This is a genomic window from Phormidium sp. CCY1219 (assembly GCF_035615515.1).
In the GTDB taxonomy this organism is placed as follows: domain Bacteria; phylum Cyanobacteriota; class Cyanobacteriia; order Cyanobacteriales; family Laspinemataceae; genus CCY1219.
The window spans coordinates 1-23,342 of the sequence record NZ_JAJENT010000355.1 but is presented as its reverse complement, the minus strand read 5'-3'; the positions used below and the strand labels follow the sequence as shown (position 1 = coordinate 23,342).

12 protein-coding genes and 1 pseudogene are annotated in these 23,342 nt (G+C 51.9%); 11 read left to right on the top strand and 2 right to left on the bottom strand.

Annotated features, from left to right (window positions below; all coding sequences use genetic code 11):
* Nucleotides 1–186 precede the first annotated feature (186 nt).
* From LKK83_RS06610 to LKK83_RS06585, 6 genes are all read left to right on the top strand, one after another.
* Nucleotides 187–762, top strand: coding sequence for an RDD family protein (locus LKK83_RS06610; RefSeq protein ID WP_324630177.1), 576 nt, complete (start codon nucleotides 187–189; stop codon nucleotides 760–762).
* 202 nt (nucleotides 763–964) lie between these two features.
* Nucleotides 965–1,153 (top strand): 50S ribosomal protein L33, encoded by a 189-nt coding sequence (rpmG, locus tag LKK83_RS06605; RefSeq protein WP_324630176.1) that lies wholly within the window; start codon nucleotides 965–967, stop codon nucleotides 1,151–1,153.
* A gap of 110 nt (nucleotides 1,154–1,263) precedes the next feature.
* Entirely contained in the window at nucleotides 1,264–1,479 is a 216-nt protein-coding gene (gene rpsR / locus LKK83_RS06600) for a 30S ribosomal protein S18 (RefSeq protein WP_324630175.1), read from the top strand.
* An 86-nt stretch (nucleotides 1,480–1,565) separates the two neighbouring features.
* On the top strand, nucleotides 1,566–3,581 hold the full coding sequence (locus LKK83_RS06595) for a ribonuclease catalytic domain-containing protein (protein WP_324630174.1): 2,016 nt from the start codon (nucleotides 1,566–1,568) through the stop codon (nucleotides 3,579–3,581).
* A 312-nt stretch (nucleotides 3,582–3,893) separates the two neighbouring features.
* Nucleotides 3,894–7,895, top strand: coding sequence for a hypothetical protein (locus LKK83_RS06590; protein WP_324630173.1), 4,002 nt, complete (start codon nucleotides 3,894–3,896; stop codon nucleotides 7,893–7,895).
* 143 nt (nucleotides 7,896–8,038) lie between these two features.
* Nucleotides 8,039–9,433 (top strand): 1-acyl-sn-glycerol-3-phosphate acyltransferase, encoded by a 1,395-nt coding sequence (locus LKK83_RS06585; protein ID WP_324630172.1) that lies wholly within the window; start codon nucleotides 8,039–8,041, stop codon nucleotides 9,431–9,433.
* A gap of 155 nt (nucleotides 9,434–9,588) precedes the next feature.
* On the opposite strand, the gene LKK83_RS06580 is transcribed toward LKK83_RS06585, so the two are convergent.
* Nucleotides 9,589–9,822, bottom strand: coding sequence for a Nif11-like leader peptide family natural product precursor (locus tag LKK83_RS06580; protein WP_324630171.1), 234 nt, complete (start codon nucleotides 9,820–9,822; stop codon nucleotides 9,589–9,591).
* Nucleotides 9,823–10,248: 426 nt separating this feature from the next.
* On the opposite strand from LKK83_RS06580, the gene dxr reads away from it, so the two are divergent.
* From dxr to LKK83_RS06550, 5 genes and pseudogenes are all read left to right on the top strand, one after another.
* A complete protein-coding gene (gene dxr / locus LKK83_RS06575; protein ID WP_324630169.1) occupies nucleotides 10,249–11,469 on the top strand; it encodes a 1-deoxy-D-xylulose-5-phosphate reductoisomerase in 1,221 nt (406 codons plus the stop codon).
* Nucleotides 11,470–11,593: 124 nt separating this feature from the next.
* Entirely contained in the window at nucleotides 11,594–12,280 is a 687-nt protein-coding gene (locus tag LKK83_RS06570) for a tetratricopeptide repeat protein (RefSeq protein ID WP_324630168.1), read from the top strand.
* A gap of 25 nt (nucleotides 12,281–12,305) precedes the next feature.
* Complete coding sequence (locus tag LKK83_RS06565) at nucleotides 12,306–12,521, top strand: hypothetical protein (protein ID WP_324630167.1); 216 nt, start codon at nucleotides 12,306–12,308, stop codon at nucleotides 12,519–12,521.
* Nucleotides 12,522–12,784: 263 nt separating this feature from the next.
* A complete protein-coding gene (locus tag LKK83_RS06560) occupies nucleotides 12,785–13,774 on the top strand; it encodes a pentapeptide repeat-containing protein (RefSeq protein ID WP_442957289.1) in 990 nt (329 codons plus the stop codon).
* Nucleotides 13,775–14,273: 499 nt separating this feature from the next.
* Nucleotides 14,274–21,308 (top strand): annotated as a pseudogene (locus tag LKK83_RS06550) (amino acid adenylation domain-containing protein).
* 256 nt (nucleotides 21,309–21,564) lie between these two features.
* Here LKK83_RS06550 and LKK83_RS06545 read toward each other — a convergent pair.
* Complete coding sequence (locus tag LKK83_RS06545) at nucleotides 21,565–22,887, bottom strand: DUF481 domain-containing protein (RefSeq protein WP_324630163.1); 1,323 nt, start codon at nucleotides 22,885–22,887, stop codon at nucleotides 21,565–21,567.
* Nucleotides 22,888–23,342: the final 455 nt, after the last annotated feature.

Here is a 23,342-nt window from a genome sequence, read left to right as displayed (position 1 = left end):
ACCGTAAAACCGCAAGAGACCTCATCATAATTGAGGAATATCAAGCGAAAATCAGCTCCCATGACAAGGGATAAATTAGCTAGGAGCCGGATGAGGTGAAAGTCTCATGTCCGGTTCTGAATGGGAGGTAGGGGTTGCAAAGCCCCTATCGACCCCTAATCCGAAGAATAGGATATTTCGAGAATTATGGATACGGATCCGCTTTATAAGCGCTTCCCCAAAGTGACGATCGCGCGTCGGGGGGCTGCTTTTATCATTGATTATGGGGTGGTAGCCCTGCTCAGTTCCTTGGGCGGCGATCCCAATTCCCCGGGGATGGAATTCGGGCAAGTGGTGGTGTTCTTGTTGTTGTGGTTGGGAATGCGGGTATTGCTCGTGGGTCGCAATCAAGGTCAGAGTTTGGGGTCTTGGGCGTTGGATATGAAAGTCGTGGACCTGAGATTTGGCCGCACCCCGCTGTTGCAAGACTTGTTCAAGCGCGAAGCGATGACCGGGATCGGGGCGGTTCTGACAGCGATCGGACTGAGCCATCTTACCCCGGGACATGGGGCGGGGATGCTGCTGCTGCTGCCTTTGGCGATCGATTGTAGTGCGGCGGCGACGGATCCGATGCGGAAACAGGCATTTCACGATCGCCTTGCCAATACGATGGTGGTGGCAACGATGCGCGGCTTTTCCCTTGACATTAAAGCCAAAAAGTGGTATAGACAATTGCGACGGTTGTATCGCGAGCGGGTAGAGCGGGGAAAAGACCGGGAATGATAGTTCCATCGGCGAGGAGAAGACAAGGAAGCCAAACCGGCGATCGGCCTTCGCCCAAGGTCAGCAATCCGCTATCCAATTGCGAGCCAGCCATAAACAATTTTTATCAAAACCAGCCAAATAGACTTGTTGAAGCAGACGCGGCTATGAGATAATGATAAATCGTGTCTAAATCTGTCTAGCTTTTGGAGCCGGGAGACCTATGGCTAAAGGCGTCCGTATCGTCGTCACCCTCGAATGTACCGAGTGCCGCACCAATCCGGATCAAAGAAGACCGGGAGTGTCGCGCTACACCACCCAGAAAAATCGTCGCAATACCACCGGACGGATGGAGTTGAAAAAATACTGCCGCTATTGCAACAAACACACCGTCCATAAAGAAACGAAATAACTGGGGGTCCCAGCCTCAATGTAGCAGTCGGCTCGTTGAGGTGAAAGCGGGACTTTTGCTAAGTGTCGTTCACTGGTCTGCAAGAAAACCATTAAATCGAAAAAACTGCTATGAGTTACTACCGTCGTCGAGTTTCTCCAATCAAACCGGGCGAACCCATCGACTACAAAGATGTGGAGCTGCTGAGAAAATTTATTACCGAACGGGGCAAGATTCTACCCCGTCGGATTACCGGGTTAACCTCCAAGCAACAGCGCGATCTGACCAAAGCAATCAAGCGGGCTAGAATTCTGGCGTTGTTGCCATTTGTGAATCAAGAAGCATAAGAGAAATTTGCGGGAGGGAAGGAATTAGGATTTTAGGGGAAATGTGAAGATGTAAACCCTAGACCCTAAAGTTTGGAGTATTGATTGTGGAGAAGGGAACGCTGCTCGAATATCGGCTGCACGGTGAGCGACGCCTCGCCGTGGCGGATCGACCTGATGGAAAAAAGAACTGGATTGTGGTGGATGAGAATGGGCAATCCAACAGCATCCCCCCGCGACAAGTCAGCTACGAAATTTCAGGGGGTTCTTTCACCCAGGCGGAAATCGCGTCTTTCCGACGGGAGGTAGAACAATATCTCGACCCAGAAAGCGTAGAGGTGGCGTGGGAAATCCTGGTAGAGGACGGTCAGGGCGTGGATCCAGCCGACATGGCGATGCTGCTGTTTTCCGAGTGCAATCCCGCTCAACGGTATGCGGCGCATGTGTTGCTCTGTGAAGATAAAATATATTTCAAGCACAAAGGCGATCGCTACGAACCGCGATCGCCATCTCAGGTGGCGGATCTCAAGCATCAACAAGCGGTAGAAACCCAGCGACAGCAAGAATGGGCGGAATTTGTCGCGCGGGTGCAAGACACTCTAGCAGGGGAGTCGGTAGACTGGGCGAGTAGCGATCGCATTCGGATTGAGGCGCTGGAAAATTATGCCGCCCTCGCAGAAGACGCGCGCGATCGCCATACCGCCAAAGAAACCCTCGCCGCCTTAGACCGCCCAGAGACCCCCCAAGGAGCCTTCCGGCTTTTGGTAGATTTAGGGGTGTGGTCTGAGCACGAGAATTTATTCTTGCGACGCACTCAGATTCCCACTCATTTCTCTACCAAGGTACTCGACGTGGCCCAAAGCTATTTGAATTCTCCGCCTGAAGATCGCGAAGCGAACCATCGTCTCGATCTGACGCATCTGAAGCTGTACACCATTGACGATGAAAGTACCCAGGAAATCGATGATGGCTTGAGTATCGAAACCCTGGATGGGATGCGTCAGCGTATTTGGATCCACATTGCCGACCCCTCGCGATTGATTTCTCCCGGAGATGAACTAGACCTGGAAGCCCGTCGGCGCAGCACTACCCTCTATCTGCCCACCGGCATCGTGCCCATGTTCCCCCATGAATTGGCCACCGGCCCGATGAGTTTGGTTCAGGGTCAGCGTTGTCCGGCCCTGAGTTTCGGCGTGATTTTAGATGAAAGCGGCGCGGTGGAGGAATACACCATCCACCCCACGGTCATCCAACCCACCTATCGCCTGACCTACACCGATGTGGATGAGATGCTCGAACTCGGCGTGCAAGCCGAACCCGAAATCGCCGAACTCTCTGAGTGGGCCAAGCGTCGCCAAACATGGCGACGGTCTCAAGGGGCAATTAGCATCTCCATGCCCGATGCCTCGATTAAGGTTTACGACAACGACCAGATTGCAGTAGAACTGCTGGAAGATTCCGCCTCGCGCCAGTTGGTGGCTGAAATGATGATTTTGGCGGGAGAAGTGGCGGGACGCTACGCCCAAACCCACAATCTTCCCCTACCCTTTCGCAACCAACCTCAGCCGGAATTGCCCCCGGAAGAAGAATTAATCGTCCTTCCCGCAGGGCCGGTACGCGCCAGTGCCATCCGTCGCTGTATGCCCCGCAGTGAAATGAGCCTCACCCCGGCGCGTCACGCGAGTTTGGGCTTGGATACCTACATCCAGGTCACTTCTCCAATCCGCCGCTACAGCGACTTATTGGCCCATTTCCAAATTAAGGCCCACCTGCGCGGCGAGGAACTTCCCTTCTCGACCCAAGAGGTGCAAGATATCATGTCCAGTATCGGCACCGCCGTGAAAGAAGCCTCCTTGGTGGAACGCCAAACCAACCGCTATTGGGTTTTGGAATATCTGCGCCGTCACTCCGGGGAAGTCTGGCAGGCAATGGTCTTGCGCTGGCTGCGAGAAGATGAAAATCTGGTCCTGATTTTATTAGAAGATTTGGGGATCGAACTGGCATGGCGCGTCCCCCGGGCGGTGGCTTTGGGCGATCGCCTGGAACTCGAAGTCGCCTACTCCGACCCCCGGGAAGACCAAATCCACTTCCAAGAACGGATTTATCAAACCGCTCAATCTTAATCTTCCCCCCCCCTTTACAGCAAATTTTATTATCACTTGCCCTTAGCTCTCTTCCTGTTTTCCCCAACAGCCCAGGAGAGCTTAGATTTTTTTCCAAAAAATTAACAGTTGGCAACATGCTATAACCTCAAAATAAAAAAACCGTAGGGTGCGTCACCCCCGCACCCAACAAATGGGAAAACAACCAAATAAAAAATCGGGGGTGACGCACCGACTGGGGGGACCTATGCCAATTCATTAACTTCCATAAAAACCCTCGCCCGATCGGGTGAATAAGGAGCATAATTTCGATTAAGCTTTGAGAACCTGCCCATGTCTTCTCAACCCGATCCGCGCATTGCAATAAAACTCTATTTAAACGCCTCCAACCCTAGATTACTAGAAGGGCTGGAGGCTTGGGTGCGTTTGGGATTGCTCGACGATCGCCAGGTCAGGAACCTGTGCCAAACCTATCTGAGCCATCCGTTACCGCAACCGCAACAGATTGCAACCGAAGAAACAGCCACTCCAGAGGAACCCCCTCGGGAACTGCAAACCGCCCCTCCGATATCCCCGGAGCAACCCACAGAAGACGGGAGTCAGGGAGAAAGCGCCCCAGTTCCCGGGTTCCGGATATTGCAGTCGCTCAAGGCAGAACTGAGCGTGCGATGGCTGCTGTTTCTCGGCGTTTTTATGGTGCTTCTGTCCTCCGGGGTACTCGCCGCCACCCAATGGGAACGATTTCCCGCCGCCGGTCAGTATTTGGTGTTATTCACCTACACCATCATGTTTTGGGGAGCCAGCCAGTGGGCGGGCAAACAGGGGCGATTGCGCCTGAGTGCTCAAACCCTGCAACTGGTGACACTGCTGCTGGTGCCGGTAAATTTTTGGGCGATGGGTGGGTTTGGGTTGTGGAACTCCTTGGCGGGATGGGGAGCGATCGCGATCGCCGCACCAGTTCTGAGCGCCATCATCGCGCACCACTGCAAAAACAGCCCATCGGCGATTTTACCCTTCACCCTCTACATGGTGCCCTGTTACCTGCATTGGGGGTGGGGATTGACCGGATGGCCCTTCGTGGCGGTGTATTTCAGTGCCATCCTCACCGCCCTGGGGAGTACCTTAGTGCCCGGGGAACCCGCCCGCCACAGCGATCGCCCCGATGCCGAAAGTAACTTACCCCCACCCCCACCGCCGAGCCGATTGAGCCGCCGGGATATTTTCCTCGGACTTTACGCCACCGCCGTGGTGCTGGGGCGCGCCATTTTCATCGTCGGGTTGCCCCTCGATCGCTTCGGATTAGCCATCGGAATCTGCGGTTGGATTTTGGCCCACGCGCGAACCATCGCCGCGAAACATGCCAGCGATCGCGCCTCAGAAGCAGACCCGCGCCCGAGGGCCGGATTTTCCGAGTCACTCTGGGGGGGTAGCTTATTAGCCCTAGGTTGGGCAATCTCCGTATGGACCTTACCCTGGCAAGCGATCGCCGTCAGCGCCCTGGCGTTGTGGTGGTTGAGCGTAAGCCTGCGTTGGTTTTTCCGCGTTGTTGATTTTATCGCCATTTTCGCCATTGGTTTGCAAGCATATTGGCTGATGCGAGAATTAATACCCCCCGTGCTTCGCAACAGCGCGATCGCCACCGGCAAGCAACTCGCCCAAGCGCAAGAAAACCCCTGGGTGTTATTCAGCCTAACCCTGTTTCCCTACCTGCTATTGATGGTGTGGCTGACCGATTGGCTGTATTGCCAAGCTGCAGGCGATCGCCACTCCCGGGCGCGCACCTGTGCCGTCACCGGCGATCGCCTCTGCCTCGGATTGGGTCTGATTCTGGTTAGCCTCGCCCTAGCCAATCCCAGCGTCCTGAATCTCACATTATACTCATGTACCGTCACCCTCGCCCTCGTCACCTATCGTCGCCTCACAATCGGAACCGACGAAGGAGACAATGAGGCAGCAGAATCGCCCATCCCTCAGCTACCGCACAGTGCGCCGACTTTAATTTACCTCACCCACATCACTGCATTGCTCGCCCTACTCTCCAGCGTCAATTGGGCAGTCCCCAATCTGCCGATGGAAGGGTGGGCCAGCCTGTTATTAGCCCTCGCGATCGCCGAGTGGGGGATTTCCCTCGCCCTAGAATTGAGAACGCGCCCTCCCTGGGTGCAGTTGTATCGCACCTGTGCCGCGACTGCTTGGTATTTAGGGTTAGGGGTAGTGCTGGTCAGTTATTATATTTTTACCTACAACATCTATCAGCCCTATGGAAGTGGAATGGCTTCCGAATGGGGACTTCTGTGGTCGATCGCGCCGGTGGGGCTAACCGCCATTGCCTATGGCTCCCGGGAGCGCTCTCGCGGGGCGGCGGCGTTGAGTGTAGCCGCCGCCTTAGCCGCTCAACTGCTGACCTTAGAAACCGCAGAAACGCGCGCGATCGCCCTGGGTATCGCCACGGCAGTCATGCTGCTGAATACCCGCATCTTGCGAGAAACCGTATCGGCGGCGATCGCCATTGGCTGTGGGTTGAGCTTCATCGGCCAGATATTGGCCCTCGGCCTATTGGGATTGCCTCCCGTGGTCGGCGAGGATTGGCTTGTCGTCGGAGGCAGTGCGATCGGCGCTTTAGCCTTAACTCACACTTGGCTGATGCCTCGCCACACCGAACTATCCCGGGTGTATGCCCGCGCCGCCCAGGGATGGGCAAACGCCATCCTCGCCCTAGAAGTGAGCTCGATCGCCCTGCACTCCTTTACCGTTTACCAAGAAATGCTGGTGCCCTCCACCGCAGTGCTAATTGCCTGCGTTCTCACCACTGGCGCGATCGCCTATCGGCTGTTGCAAGACCCCTCAGAGCAGGGGGTTTATATCTTAGCCTGGAGCTTAGAATTGCTGAGTGCCGAAATGCTGGGCCTGTTCGATCGCACCTGGATTAGCTTAGCCGTGGCGAATGTCCTCCTCGGCGCGATCGCCTTCATTTTAAGCGAATGGTGGATGAGGCGCACCCGCAGAGAATTGCCCCACAGTTTGAACGCGATTCCCCTGTTTTACGGCATTCTGGGAGTGGCATTGCGGGGCGGAAGCTTTACCAGTTGGAGCGGATTAACCAGCTTCGGACTTGCGGCGATCGCCATTGGCATTGGGCGCAGGTATCGCCAAGGGAAACCGCTAGTATATCTCGGATTGCTCGGATGTTCCCTGGCCGCCTACGAGCTGCTATACTATCAAGTCGCCTCCATGTATCCCGGCGATCGCTTAATTGCAATGGCCGCCTTAGGCGCTGGAATCGTCTATGAATATCGCCTGCTTGGCCCGTGGTTGAGCGAGTTTCTGCCCCTGAGTGCCCAAGAATTGGCCTTTCTGGCGCACCTGCACTGGGGTTTGAGCAGCACCCTGTTAGCCAGCGCGATCGCCTATCCCATCTCATCCACCGACTGGGTAGGATTGGGCACCGGTATCTTTTTGAGCCACTACGCGATCGCCCGAGGTCGCCATCACCCCACTCCCGAAACCGCCGAACTCTGGGTTTACCTAGGCATTTTAGAAGCAGCGGGAATCGTCACTTATCTGGTGACGCGCCTACCCAGCGAGTTTCAAGCGGTGGTGATTCTCTGGGGCGGCGCGATCGCCTGTGTGGTGGCATACTTTTTCTATTTTCTGCCCTGGGAAACTTGGGGATGGCCGCAAAAACCCTGGCGCAGAACAGCGATCGGCTTACCGGCGATCGGAGTATTCGCCACCAGTGATGCCCCCTACACCAGCACCGATGTAGCGTGGTACTTTTCCACCACCCTATCCGCCTCATTTTATATCTTCCTGAGCCGAATGTACCGCCAAATTCGGCTGACCTATCTCAGTGTCGCCCTCATAGACTGGGCGCTGCTGCGCTGGTTTGACACCCTCAACCTCACCGATATCCTCTGGTACATCACGCCCTTAGTCGCTTCTGTGCTATACTTCGCTCGAGTCGAGCCAGACCTGAAGGAATCCGCACAAAAACCCATCCGACATCTCATCCGATTATTCGCCAGCGGCACCTTCTGTTTTGTTATCCTATTCACCCATCACTGGTTAATTACCGGCCTGATTAGCCTGGGATTTATCTTTGCCGGATTGATACTGCGAATTCGCGCCTTTCTCTATGTCGGAACCGTCGTATTTTTGTTCAATGCCGTGAATCAACTGGTGATTCTCAACGCGCTTTATTCATTTTTGCGATGGATCGTGGGGTTGATAGTCGGTATCCTCTTAATTTGGATTGCCGCCACCTTTGAAACCCGCCGGGAACAAATCATCGCCGTTTTACAAAATTGGCTGATTGAATTAGACCATTGGGAGTAAAGGAAGGGGAAATTTATCGGGGCGTTAATGGTCAGTCAGTTTCTCCGGGCAGCGTTTCCCCCTTGCCCCTGGAATGGATAAAATGAGTAAATCTGCTGCGATATTCCGAACACACTAGAGACTTAAACCCGTTATCGAACATCATGCCAAATCCAATCACTCAAGCTCAACCGGCGTTAGAATTTATCCCCCCAGATTTCAATCCCTTGGTGTTTCGCGCCGCCCAAGTGTTGATGCCCTTGTGGCGGAAAGCAAACACCCCGATCGCCGAAATTGAAGCGGAAAATGTAGAGCGGATTGTGGAACTGTATCGCCAGTTTCAACAGGGCAAAATTCGCTTTACGATCGCCGCCCGACATCCGAGTACCCACGATCCATTTGCCGTCTCGGAATTATTGTGGCGCATCGTCCCCCAAGTGGCGAAAGAAAAGGCGATCGTCCTCCATTCACCCTCCCACGTTCATGCATTGTACGATCGCGGCATTCCCCTGTGGGCCGGACAATGGGTGGGATGGGTGTTTTCCAAACTCGGGGCCACACCCATTCAACGGGGTAAAATGGACCGTCAGGGGTTGCGATCGGCCCGGGAATTATTTATCAATGGGTTGTTTCCCCTCGCCGCCGGTCCGGAAGGGGCCACCAACGGACACAATGAAATTGTCAGTCCCTTAGAACCCGGAATCGCCCAACTCGCATTTTGGTGTGTGGAAGATTTAAAAAAAGCCGATCGCCCGGAAGAAGTCCTCATCCTTCCCCTTGGCATTCAGTATTTCTATATCGAAGACAATTGGGATGCAGTAGAAACTCTCTTAAGTCGCATGGAGGCATTTTGTGGCTTGGAACCCCTACCCACTGACCAACTTAAAGAATCTGCCCTCGACCATCCCCACCTCACCCATCAAGCTTATCTTTACCCGCGTTTGATTCGCTTGGGCAAACATTTGCTCTTGTTAATGGAAGACTTTTATCGGCGGTTTTATCATCGAGACATACCGAAAAAGTCAGCAGAAGAAATAGAGTTAACCCGGGAATTGCCCGCCTTATTAGATGAAGCATTAAAAGTGGCAGAAGAGTATTTTCAGGTGTCTGCCAAAGGGAATGTAATCGACCGCTGTAGGCGATTGGAACAAGCGGGATGGGAGCGAATTTATCGCGAGGATATCGAGGATTTTGAGGCTCTATCAGCGTTAGAACGGGGACTTGCCGATCGCGTAGCGGAAGAAGCCAGTTTGCGGATGTGGCACATGCGACTGGTGGAAAGTTTTGTGGCGGTTACCGGTCAATACGTGCGCGAAAAACCCACCTTTGAACGCTTTGCAGAAACCACCTTATTGGTGTGGGATACCATCGCCCGCATCAAAGGCGAAGATCCGTTTTTGAACCGTCCCGAACTAGGACCGCAACGGGTTAAGCTGACCGTAGGCGAACCGATATCCGTCAGCGATCGCGCCGCCAATTATCAACAAAAGCGGCGCAGCGCGATCGCTGAATTAACCAAAGATTTGCAAACTGCCCTGGAAAACATGATTATTTCTTAAAAATTTTGACGGGTTTCCCATCGAGTTTAACGTTGCGGTGGGCAATGCCTGTAAAAAAATAGTCAGCCTAGGCGGAATTAGCCTGTGCCTAGGCGCGATTTCAATCCCCCGCTTTTTCGGGTTTCCAGAATTACCTGGAAACCCGAAAAATGAGATTATCGATGTAGGATGTGATGGCGAGGAGCAATGCCGGGATTCATCACCGAGGCTAATTCTTCTTCAGACAATTGGCTAATTTCGCGTTGCAGTTCTTCATCGGTAAAGCGATAGCCTCTAGCTTCCGCCAACTCTCGGAACCGAGATAAATTGTTAGCCGCTTGCAGTTGTTCTTTTAATGCCATATCTTGTTTTACAGCTTTAAACAGTTGAGCTGCGTTTTTCTGTGTCATTGTGGTAAATCTCCTTAAAATTTCAGTAAAAAATCCACGAACCTCTATTAAATCGTGCGATTGAGCGATATTGGCCTCAGCCAAGTAATCCTGAGTAATTTGTCTTAGATATCCTGTGTCACCGAGGCCGATATTGCAAGTTGTGGCAAGTTATAGTTATGAGGATAAACCCTTTGCCACACAATTTGCGAAAATCTTGACAAAAGTTTAAAAAACTGAGAGAGAACTTAACAAAAAGTAAAAAACTCGGGAGAAGTTCGGGATCCAATAGGGGATTTCCTGAGCGAATTCGGCAAAAAACGAGTAAAAATACCCAAAAAATTCCCCCAGTGGGCAACGGTGGCGCACAAAACCGGGATCGGATTTGCGAATCGGGACTCGGAAGACCGTATAGTGGAGGGGCAGGAACTCATAAAACGAACAATTGTGAAAGCGATTACACTTCTGGGATCCACAGGCTCCATTGGCACTCAAACCTTAGATATTGTGGCGAATCATCCGGATCGGTTTCGGATAGTCGGGTTAGCCGCCGGACGCAATGTTGAAATGTTAGCCCAGCAAATTCGCGAATTTCGACCGCAGATAGCGGCGATTTGCGTGGCGGAAAAATTACCGGAACTGAAAGCGGCGATCGCCGACCTCGACCCCCAACCCATCCTGCTGGGTGGAGAATCCGGCGTAGTAGAAGTGGCCCGTTACGGCGATGCGGAAGCGGTAGTCACGGGAATTGTCGGTTGTGCGGGGTTGCTTCCCACCATTGCGGCGATTGAAGCGGGCAAAGATATCGCCCTAGCCAATAAAGAAACCTTAATTGCCGGCGGCCCGGTAGTCAATCCCCTAATCGAAAAACATGGGGTGAAATTACTCCCCGCCGACTCGGAACATTCCGCAATTTTTCAATGTTTGCAAGGGGTTCCGGAAGGGGGATTGCGACGCATTCTCCTCACCGCCTCTGGGGGAGCATTTCGCGATTGGCCGGTGGAAAAATTAGCCACCGTAAAAGTTGCCGATGCCTTGAAGCATCCCAACTGGTCAATGGGCCAAAAAATCACCGTAGATTCGGCAACTTTGATGAATAAAGGACTCGAAGTCATCGAAGCGCATTATTTGTTTGGCATGGATTACGATAATATCGATATCGTGATTCATCCGCAAAGTATTATTCACTCGTTAATTGAATTGCAAGATACTTCGGTTTTAGCGCAATTGGGCTGGCCGGATATGCGATTGCCTTTGCTTTATGCCTTGTCTTGGCCCGAGCGAATTTATACCGATTGGCAACAATTGGATTTAGTTAAAGCCGGAGATTTAACCTTCCGAGAACCCGATCGCGACAAGTATCCCTGCATGGAATTGGCCTATGCTGCTGGTCGTGCGGGAGGCGTGATGCCTGCGGTATTGAATGCGGCAAACGAGCAAGCTGTGGAGTTATTTTTAGAGGAAAAAATTACGTTTTTGGATATTCCGCGCGTTATCGAACAAGTGTGCGATCGCCACCAAACCGAGAACAATCCCACGCCGTCTTTAGAAGAAATTATTGCCGTGGATAAATGGGCGCGAAAGGCAGTGTTAGAAGTAAGTGAAACCCTGGAAAATCGCCCCATTTACACCGAAGTCGTTCCAGAAGCTACCGCAAAGGCGGGTTAGGCATCCCGTGGTTCCCCCGATGGCGCGCCCCACCCCAATCGGGTGTGGGCGCGATTAAAATAATTAAGCAAGTCAAATCCTCAAACGCGGTCACAAATCCATTCGTTTTAGGTGGAATTCAGCTATGAATCGAATTTATCGCAGTCTAGCTATTTTAGGCACTATCGGCGCTTTGGCGGGCATCCCTCAGACGAGTTTTGCCCGGGAAACGCCTCGGGTGGTGGCGCAGTCTAATGCGCGAGACTTGATGGCCCAGGCGATGCAGAAAGCACAGCAAGGGGATATCCGAGGCGCGATCGCGGATTACTCTCAGGCGATACAGCTCAATCCCAATAATGCAGAGGCTTATATCGGGCGGGGGAATCTGCTTTCCCGAACCGGGCAACAATCTGAGGCGATCGCCGATTATACCCAAGCGTTGCGCTTGAATTCCTCGACGATTGAAGCCTATATCGGGCGAGGAAGCGCTCATTCCGCAATGGGCAATCAAGAGGCAGCCCTGGAGGATTATAATGAAGCGTTGAGTCGCAATCCCAATTATGTGGAAGCCTATATTGGTCGCGGAAGCGTGTTGGCTCTGCAGGAAGAGTACGATAAAGCGATTGAGGATTTCGATCGCGCCTTGCGGCTCAATCCTGGGGAAGCTGCAGCGTATTATAACCGGGGAAGCGTTCGGTTGATTCAGGAAAAGACGGAAGAAGCGATCGCCGATTTTCAGCAAGCGGCGCAATTATTTCGCTCTCAAGGCAATTTGCCTTTAGCCAATCGCACCGATGCGATCGTGGAGCAATTGCAAAATCGCGAAGAGTAATATCCCTCGTTCCCCGGAGGGGAAAATGCCGCATCAAGGCTCCACTGCTTTGGGAAAGGGTTGCGATCGCCTCCAATACCTCCCATCTCCCTGCTTTTGCCTCACTGTATTCTCTAGCCTCCCGCGCGATCGCCGGATTTGTCAACCGCCTTTCACCCAGGTTTTCTCTGTTTCGGCGATCGCGTTGTTTCCCCACCAGCGGGTTAGCATTCTCCACTGTAGAATGGGTCATAAAACTTGACAAAACTTTACAATAAGTCGGGGATTAACTCTGCTTTGCTTGCGGGCGATCGGACGACAAACCCAATTCCCAGTTTTCCGGCTTGTCATCAGGTCAAATCTGAGGTTTAATAGAGATATTCTCGATAAATTGACCCCCTGTTAAGAATTATCTCGAACGGGAACAATAGGATCGCGCCAAGATTGCCCAAAAACTTAGGCAGTTGCGGGGAAATGGGGTCAGCAGATGAGGCGATCGCCTTTAATGAATGGGAGTTAAATCAAATGGATGCCAAGGAACTACTCGAACGGTATGCAGCAGGAGAAAGAGATTTTCGAGACGTTAATCTAATTGGAACGAATCTAGAAAAAGCCAACCTAGCCGGTGCGGACTTTTCCGGCGGGTATTTCGTCGGCGCAAACCTTTCGCGCGCCATTCTCACCGGGGCCAATCTTCATTTGGCTTTTTTGCACCGCACCAATTTGAGTTTTGCCAAAGCAAATGAGGCAATTGTCACCGATGCCGATCTGACAAAAGCTAACTTACGCGGCGCTTATTTTGTCAAGTCTGTGCTGATGGGGTCGCAATTGAGTGGGGCAATCCTAACCGGAGTAAACTTGCGGTTGGCTTGTTTGAGTGGGGTGAATTTATGTGGCGCAGATTTGCGCGGAATTAATTTACGTTCGGCGAATTTAGTCGAGGCGAACTTGAACTGGGCAAATCTGCAAGGGGCACGCTTGAGCGGTGCATTATTGCGCGGCGCTTCTCTCAATGGTGTGAATCTCTCCGAGGCATATCTTAATGGGGTAGATCTCAATAGTGTTGAGTTAGATGGGGTGAATCTGAGTGGCGCAAAACTCAGTGGTGCGAATTTGAGTTTAGCGAATTTAATGGCCACGAATTTAAGTGAAGCGCAGATGCGAATCGCGTTTCTATTTCGGGCTAATTTACAAGCGGCTTGTTTGACCCATGCGAATTTGTCTCAGGCGGATTTATGCGAAGCGAACTTGTGCAAAGCGGATTTATCTTTTGCGGATTTAAGTAAAGCGGACTTAACTGGGTCTTTTTTGCACCGCGCCAATCTCAATCAAGCAGATTTGAGTCAAGTGAGCTTGCGCGATTCTTCCTTGTGTGGCGCGAATTTTAATGTAGCCCAAGTGAGCGGTGCGGACTTAAGTGGGGCAGATTTGAGGGGGGCGTATTTAGAACCCTCACACTGGCGCGAAGTTTCCCTCGCCGATACCAAAATGCCCGATGGTAGCGTGCGAGATTAAATTGGCGCGCGATTTTATACAATAATTACAATTCGTTCCCAGATCGTGCTGGGAACGCCCTCTAAGAGGCTCCGCTGATGGACTCCTTACCCCATCGTGCGGGTAACGTCTTTCCTGCACAGACGCGAGCGATCGCCTTTCTTCATAGCCCCTCCACCCCAGCCAAACTGATGTAACACTTTACATCAGCCTTATCGATTTTTAGGTGGTTAACAAAACCCAATAATATTGAAGCTATAACTCTATTTATAGCCTGTTTTTCCGGACTGTAGTAATGCATCGGAAAACATTGAAGCGATCGATTCAACGAGTTGGTGCTTGACAAAATTGGAAATTCGTGGTATGTGAGACCAGGAAAAGTTAAGATAAAGTTAAAATAGCCAACCTACCTTGACACAAGCGCATCAGCGATTTATAGTTGAATGACTACAATTTCTGGGGTAAAAATCCCAACTCAAGAAGGGATAAACATTGCTTTTTTTTAATAAAAAAGAGAACTATGTTGACGCAAGAAGAAGGCGATCGCGTATTAAAATCCTGGAACGATACGGCGGTTACGTATCCCGACGTTCGGTGCATCCACCAGTTATTTGAAGCCCAAGTGGAACGAACGCCCGCATCGGTGGCGGTGGTATTTGAAGACGAGCGACTCACCTATGGGGAGTTGAACGAACGCGCCAATCGATTGGCGCGGTATTTGCAAGGATTGGGCGTCGGACCGGAAGTTTTAGTGGGTCTTTGCATCGAGCGTTCCTTAGAAATGGTGGTAGCCATGTTGGGCATCCTGAAAGCAGGTGGCGCTTACGTACCCTTGGATCCAGCCTATCCGCCAGAGCGGTTGGCCTTTATGATTGAAGATGCCGGATTGTCAATTGTCGTCACCCAAGCGTTTCTGGCATCGGGAGTGCTGAATTTGACAACCCCGAAAACGCGAAATTTGAAGTAGGTTTGCCTAGAAAATGACTGGGAAGAGATATCGGAAAAAAGTGCAGAAAATCTAGAGAGTGAAATCAGGTCGGAAAATTTAGCCTATCTGATTTACACCTCGGGTTCTACGGGAAAGCCCAAAGGAGTACAAATTGCTCATCGTTCGGTGGTGAACTTACTACAGTCGCTTGCCAGTTTTCCGGGATTGAGCGATCGCGATACAATCGTAGCCGTCACCACCATATCCTTTGACGTATCCGTGCCCGAAATTTACGGTCTTTTAACCGTGGGAGGGCGGGTGGTTATTGCCAGTGGAGAAGCAACAAAAGACCCCGCCCAGTTAATAGAGGCGATCGGGCAACACAGCGCTACAATCATGTCAGCAACGCCGGCAACTTGGCGAATGCTGTTAGACGCAGGTTGGCAAGGGAGCAAAGAGCTAAAAATTATTTCCACTGGAGAGAGCTTATCGAGAGAGTTAGCCGACAAATTATTAGAAAAAAGTGCGGCGGTGTGGAATCTATACGGTCCGACAGAAATTACAGTTTGGGCAACCGGTTATCAGGTACAACCCGGGGAAGAGTCGGTAGCGATCGGACAGCCCCTTGCCAATACCCAAATCTACATTCTTGACGACGCTCTCCAACCCGTCCCCATCGGCGAAACGGGAGAATTGCACGTAGGCGGTGCCGGTTTAGCGAGAGGATATCTAAATCGCGCAGAACTGACCGCCGAAAAATTTATTACCAATCCCTTCAGCACTGAACCGAATTCCCGTCTGTACAAAACAGGAGATAAGGCTCGCTACCTTCCCGATGGCAACATTGAATGTTTGGGGCGCATCGACAACCAAGTAAAAATTCGCGGCTATCGCATCGAACTCGGAGAAATCGAAGCAATCCTGAACCAACATCCCGAAGTCAAGCAAGCTGTGGTTGCAGCGAGAGAAGATATCCCGAACCAAAAACGTCTTGTTGCCTATCTAGTTGCCCGTTCCCTATCCCAGGATGCAGCAAACCAGACCGAACAATGGCAAAAAATCTGGGATGAAGCTTACATCCAACCCGACGAGACGCAAGATGCGAGCTTTCATATTGGCGGCTGGAACGATTCTTATACTGGAAAAGACTTAGACCCAGAGCAGGTGAGAGAATGGGTTGACTATACAGTAGCGCGGATTTTGTCGTTGCAACCGACTCGAGTGTTAGAAATAGGTTGCGGCACCGGGTTGCTGCTGTTTCGGATCGCGCCCTTATGTCAGCATTACTATGCTACGGATCTTTCTGGAGAAGCGATTCGTTACCTAGAACGACAAATCGGCGATTCTCCTGCGGTGACGCTGCGTCAGACGCCGGCGGATGGGTTGGCACAGATGGTCAGCGAATCGTTTGATACGGCAATTTCTAACTCGGTGATTAAGTTTTTCCCCAGTATCGATTATTTGGTGGAGGCGATCGAAACGGCGGTGGAGTTAGTGGAACCGGGGGGGCAAATTTTCCTTGGAGACGTGCTGAGTTTGCCGCTGTTGGAAGCGTTCCATACGTCGGTGCAGTTGTATCGATCGCCGGCCTCTCTGTCGGTAGCCGAACTCGATCGGCGGATAAGCGATCGCCTTCGTCGAGAACAACGACTCATCATCGATCCGGAATTTTTCCTTGCCCTCAAAGAACGGTTGCCCCAAATCAGTCACGTTGAAATTCAACTCAAGCGCGGGCGCTATCAAAACGAAATGACTCGCTTCCGCTACGATGTGGTACTCCACCTCGGTAAAAAAGTTTCCCATCCGATCGCGCCTCCAATGTATCTTAACTGGCAGCAGGATAATTTGACCATAGCTGCGGTTTGCCGACAACTGCTAGAAACCTCCCCAGAAATCCTGGTGGTCACCGAAGTTCCCAACATTAGGATTTCGGGAGATATGCGAGCAATGGAAGTGCTAGCCAGTGACGATTGTCCTCAAACCGCAGGGGAAGTGCGCTGTTTAATTACCGCAGAAGGGATCGAACCGGAAGAGTGGTGGGAATGTGAGTCAGAGGTGGGTTATCGGGTTAATCTTACCTGGTCGGCGAGCGGTGGCGATGGGTGTTACGATGTTATATTCGTGCGAGGCGATACTCAGATGATTGCCGACAGCAGCATGATTTACCCTCGCGCGATCGCGCTAAAACCCTGGGGCGCTTATGCGAACCAGCCTTACAGGGCAAGCGATCGCAGCCAATTCGTCCCTCAGTTGCGAGAGTTTGTGCGAGAAAAACTCCCCGATTATATGATGCCATCGACGTTCGTTGTTTTGGACGAACTGCCCCTGACGCCCAGCGGAAAAATTGACCGACGCGCCCTACCCGCCCCGGATACATCTCGCCCGCTTCTGGACGTCGAGTTTGTGGCACCGCGAACTCCCACCGAAGAAATCCTCGCCGACTTATGGGCGCAGGTGTTGAATCTCAACGAAGTGGGTATATTCGACAACTTCTTTATGTTGGGAGGAGACTCCATCGGTGCCACTCAACTGGTTTCGCGGGTGCGCGACAGGTTCGATATAGAACTGTCCCTGCATCGGTTGTTTGAATCGCCCACCGTGGCGGAACTTAGCGAGTCGATCGCGCGAGCCAATCGCCAAACACTAGCTCCCATACAACCGCTGCGGCGAGATGGAGACTTGCCCCTCTCGTTTGCCGAGCAACGCCTGTGGTTTTTAGACCGATTGCAGGAAGGCAGCGTTACCTATAACGAGCAAGAAGCGTTGCACCTATCCGGTTCCCTGCAGGTAGAAGCGCTACAAGCGGCGTTGCAAGAAATCGTCCGCCGTCACGAGAGCTTGCGGACTAACTATCAAGCGGTGGATGGTTCTCCAGTGCGGGTAATTTCCCCCCAAATGGATTTGAAAATGACTGAGGTTGACTTACAGCATGTGCCACCAGAGGAACGGCTGAAAGAAGTGCAGCGTTTGGGCGATCGCGACATTCGGCAACCCTTCGATTTGGCAAACGATCCCTTAGTGCGGGTGACTCTATTGCAGTTGGCAGCCGATGACTATGTGCTATTGCTAACCATGCACCACATCATTACCGATGGCTGGTCAAGGGGGGTATTGTGCCACGAGTTGGAAGCGCTTTATGGGGCGTATGTGTTAGGGAACCCGTCGCCGCTACCGCCACTGCCGATCCAATATGCGGATTTTGCGAGCTGGCAGCGGCAACCGACGATTGCGGATGCGATCGCGCCCCAACTGGATTACTGGAAGCAACAGTTAGCGGGAGTGCTACCGATATTAGAACTGCTCACGGACTATCCCCGCACAACTATACAGAACTCCCGAGGGGGTAAAGCGTTTTTCGAGTGTGGAGCGCAACTCACCTCACGGTTAAAGCAGTTGAGTCAAGAAGCGGGAGTTACCCTTTTTATGACGCTATTTGCAGCGTTTGCCACGTTACTCTACCGCTATAGCTCTCAGGAAGATATTGTAGTCGGAACGCCTATTGCCAACCGCAACCGCAGCGAAATAGAAGGGCTTATCGGCTTTTTTGTCAATACCCTGGTGTTGCGAACTCAATTTGCAGGCAATCCGAAATTTACTGACTTATTGCAACAGGTACGACAAACCGCCTTAGATGCTTACGCCCATCAAGATGTACCTTTCGAGCAGTTGGTGGAGGCACTGCAACCGGAACGGAGTCTCAGCCATTCGCCGATTTTTCAGGTGATGTTTACCCTGCAAAACGCCCCGATCGCACCTTTGCAATTGCCTGGAGTAAGTTTTAAGTGGATGCCAATGAACACCGCAAAAGCCAAGTTCGACTTGTTCCTGTCGATGGAGGAGACAGAAGCGGGATTAATTGGATATTGGGAATACAATCGCGATTTGTTTGAGGCGACAACGATCCGTCGGATGATGGCACATTTTCAGACCTTGCTGGAAGCTATAGTCGCTAACCCCCGAACCCCAGTTAGCAAACTGCCGTTGCTAACGGAAGCCGAACGACATCAATTGTTAGTAGAATGGAACGATACGGCTTCAGAGTATCCCCGGGATAAGTGCATCCATCAGTTATTTGAAGAGCAGGTAGAACGCACCCCCGATGCGATCGCAGTGGTTTTTGAGTCAGAACGCCTAACCTATCGGCAGTTAAACGCGAAGGCAAATCAACTGGCGCGGTATTTGCAAAGTTTGGGCGTCGGGCCAGAGGTGCTGGTGGGCATCTGTATCGATCGCTCGGTGGAAATGATAATCGGATTGTTGGGGATTCTCAAAGCAGGTGGAGCTTATGTGCCGTTAGACCCTAACGCTCCTCTAGAGAGATTGGTCTATCAAATCGTAGATTCCCAAGTATCAGTTTTAGTAACTCAAAAACAGTTGGGGCATCTACAGCTACAAGAGCGAGTGCGTCAGGTTCTATTAGATGCAGATTGGATGGTAATCGCACGAGAGGGCGATCGCAATTTAGTCCCTACAGTCAAGCCAGAAAATTTGCTCTACGTTATTTACACCTCCGGAACAACAGGTCAACCCAAGGGAGTCGCGATCGAACACCAATCGATGACCAACTACCTCAATGGGATTGTTCGGCAGTTCGCTCTTAGTTCTTGTCGCAACTTTGCTTTAGTCTCCAGCATTACTACAGATTTAGGCAATACTATTCTTTTTCCCGCTTTATGTACGGGAGCATGTCTTCACATCCTCTCCCAAGAACGAGCATCCGAACCCGGTGCCTTCGCGGATTATATCCAGCAGCAAGCCATTGAGTGCCTCAAAATCGTTCCTTCGCATCTGAGCGCTTTGCAAGCTTCATCTCACTCTGGGCGGCTACTGCCACGTCAAGTATTGATTCTCGGGGGTGAAGCCTCTCATTTTGAGTGGGTTAAATGTCTTCAATCCCACGCTCCTAACTCTACTATTTTTAACCATTACGGACCGACAGAAGCAACTGTGGGCGTGTTAACTTATCGTCTGAAGAATGACTCACCAATAAAGCCAATGGCTACTTTTCCTCTCCGAAATGCCCTTCCCAATACCCAAATTTATATTCTCGATCGCCATCTCCAACCCGTCCCCATCGGCGTACCGGGCGAACTCCACGTCGGCGGTGCGGGATTAGCCCGAGGCTATCTCAACCGCCCGGAATTAACGGAGCAAAAATTTATCCCCAACCCCTTTAGTAACGAACCGGGTTCTCGCCTCTATAAAACGGGCGATTTAGCCCGCTATCTCCCCGATGGCAACATCGAATTTATCGGACGCATCGACAACCAAGTGAAAATCCGAGGCTTCCGCATCGAACTCGGAGAAATCGAAGCAACCCTGGCTCAACACCCAGAAGTACGCGAAGCCGTGGTTATTCTACGAGAAGACACCCCTGGAGACAAGCGCCCGATCGCTTATACTGTTGCGAACGCGCAAGTAACATCTTCCCAGTTGCGCGGTTTCCTGAAAACCAAGCTACCCGACTACATGGTGCCTTCTGCGTTCGTCTTTTTAGAGGCAATCCCTCTAACGCCCAATGGGAAATGCGATCGCCGCGCCCTCCCCAAACCCGATGCCGAGCGAGAAATAGGAGCGATCGCACCCCGCACGACCACCGAATTGCAACTTTCTCAAATCTGGTCGGAAGTTCTCAATATCCCCACCCTGGGCGTGCGAGACAACTTCTTTGACTGGGGAGGTCATTCCCTGTTGGCGGTGCGCTTGATGGCTCGCATCCAGCAACAGTGGGGAATACATCTGCCCTTGGCAACCTTGTTTACCGAACCGACTATCGAACGCCAAGCCCATCTGCTCAACGCCGAGAGCAATATCCGTTCCGCTTCTCCCGTGGTTGAAATTCAACCCGTCGGCGAGATGCCGCCGTTGTTCTGCGTCCATCCCGTGGGCGGTAACGTGCTGTGCTATACAGAGTTATCCCGCCAGTTGGGGTCATCCCAACCGCTCTACGGCTTGCAGTCAGCAGGATTATCCCGCGAAACGGAACCTTTCACCACAATTGAACAGATGGCGGCTACCTACCTGGACGCCTTGCAGGAGATTCAGCCCCACGGTCCGTACTATTTGGGCGGGTGGTCGATGGGCGGTGTGGTGGCTTGGGAAATGGCGCGCCAGTTATTGGACGCCGGGTGTGAGGTGGCATTGCTGGGGTTAATCGATAGCTATGCCCCCCATGCCATATCGAATCGCGAACCCCTGGATGAAGCTACCCTCGCTCATGCTCTGGCAACGGATTTAGGGGGTTTGTTTGGCACCCCAATGGCGCTTTCACCCGCAAAGTTGGCGCAACTCGAGCCAGAAGCGCAATTACATCGCATTTTCTCGGAAGCCGAACGGCTGAATCTCTTGCCACCGGAAGTGGGTATGGAGCAGATGCGTCACTTGTTCCGCGTCTTCAAAGCGAACCAAATGGCCTATGCGCGCTATCGACCCCAACCTTATGGGGGTCGGGTTGCCCTGTTTTGTGCGAGTCGTGCAGTCGAGGAAGACCGAGGCTGGAGTTCTTTGGTAACGGGAGAGTTGACATCCGTGACGATTCCGGGAGACCATTATGGGATGCTGCGTCAGCCCCAGGTTCGGATTCTCGCTCGCGAGTGGCAGGCTTGCCTGCGACGGGTTGTGCGATGATTCACACACATAGACCGCTGAGGCGATCGCTGTGAGCTTTCTGGAAGAAAATGGGTTGACTTCACGGCGCACTTTCTCGACAGTGGTTAAATGAGTTCAATCTCTGGCGTGGTGGAAAGCTACCATAAAAAAGGGCTAAACTTTGCTTTGAATTAACAAAACATAGGAATGACGCAATGCCATAGACGCTAAAGGGAAAGTGGCGATCGCCCGGATTTCCTCTCCCGGCGATCGCACTCCATTGGGCTTCAGTCAATTAAAAGTCGTACTGAATGCCCGTAATCACATCCACCCGCAAGTTCGGGTTATCTAAAATAGGATTAGCCGCATATCGCAACAGCAGGGAATTGTTGAACGACCAACCCTGAATGATAGGGATGCCGAAGGTAGTGGTCGATTCGATATAATAATCTTCCACATCATCTAGGGGAGTCTCAACCGTCAGAAACTGGGTCAAGTTGAGGACGTCAAAGTAGATATCTTTGTAACGGAGGCGATATTGCGCGACGGGAAAATCGAAGTCGTCACTTTCGATATCCGAGTTTTCGTAGCGAACTCCCAAACCCAGTTGCATATCCAACGTTTGGTCCGGTCCGCCGCGCCATAAATTAAGACCCGGGCCGGTAAAAAAGTTCGTCCGCAGGTCGATATTATTCAGTTCGTCGCGCTGCACTTGAGAGCTGGCAAAATATTGATATCGCGCAGTGATGTGATATCGGTACTCGGTGTCAAACTGACCTTGAAATTGGTTTTCATCTAGGGGTTCGACCCGACTATCATCAAAGTTGTTGCTCAGAGAAATGCCCGCATCCCATTCCTGTCGCGCCCACTGTCGGTCTATTCCGGCAAATAGGGTAGCGATACTGGTGGTGACCGCCCCGGAAGACAGACTGGCGGCTATTCCCACATTTCCGTTCCATCCCGTGGGTTCTAAGGGAAATAATGTGGGGGTTTCCGGGACTTCAGCCGCGATCGCCAGGGCTTGACTTTCCTCGAGCAATTGCGCCGAAATCGCCGAGACTCCCAGGCGATCGTAAGCAAGGGCAAGTTCGGTCAAGACCCCTGCTTTTTGTGCCGAGTCCGAGATTTCATTGGCAATGTCTGCGGCTTGGGATAAAATACCGGTGGCGGCGTCTTCATCCCCGATTTCGACCCTGGCGATCGCGATCTCGCTGAGTATCCGCGCCTGGGCTGCATTATCCTCCAGGGTATTTGCCACGGCTAACGCTTGGAGTAAAATCTCTTCCGCCCGTTCGGTTTGGCCGATTTCGGCATATTTCAGGGCAATTTGACTCAGCACTCTCGCCTTAGCTTGCGGATCGGCGATCGTGTTTGCCACTTCTAAGGCATCAGATAAAAATTCCAAACTGGGTGTGGCTTGGGCCAGTTGAAGGCTCAATTCCACCGGGTTGAGTTCCACCAGGGAGCGATCGCCCCTTTGCATCCCATCGAGATAACAAGTAGCGCACCCATCTGGTATTGCAACGGGGATAACCTCTGCGGAGTTAACCGCTGCCCCTGCTTTGGCGAAGGATACCTGCGCCAATAATACGCCAGAAACTAATATTTTTCGTTTCAAGATCGATCACCTCACACGAACTTTTTGTCTGGACGAAAGCCAAGCATTTTTTGCACTTTAAATGCAAAAATGTCTCGGCTTATTCGATTATTTTTACATTAATCGATGGTAAAATCAACATTCAGCCACTGGAAATTTTTTAACTCCGAGTACAGCACTTTCCCAGTGCCCAATTTGGGAGGTTTCCAGTGGGTTGTTAATGGCAAAGGAACCTTCTCAAAGCTTAGCAGTTCAATTGCAGGGGTTTCCCCGCCCGGACAACAGCCAACGCAAATATGCTACCCAATTTATGACTACTCATTGGTTTTGATTCGATCTGGAAAGGGAAGTGCGGCTAACGCCCCCTGTTGCTTAGTTAGGGAAGCGATCGCCGCAGGCTTTCATCAGAAATTAGGGTTGGTAAGGGGGAGAACGGAAACCCTCGTCATTTATGCGTAGGGAGGAGTTCTCCCCCT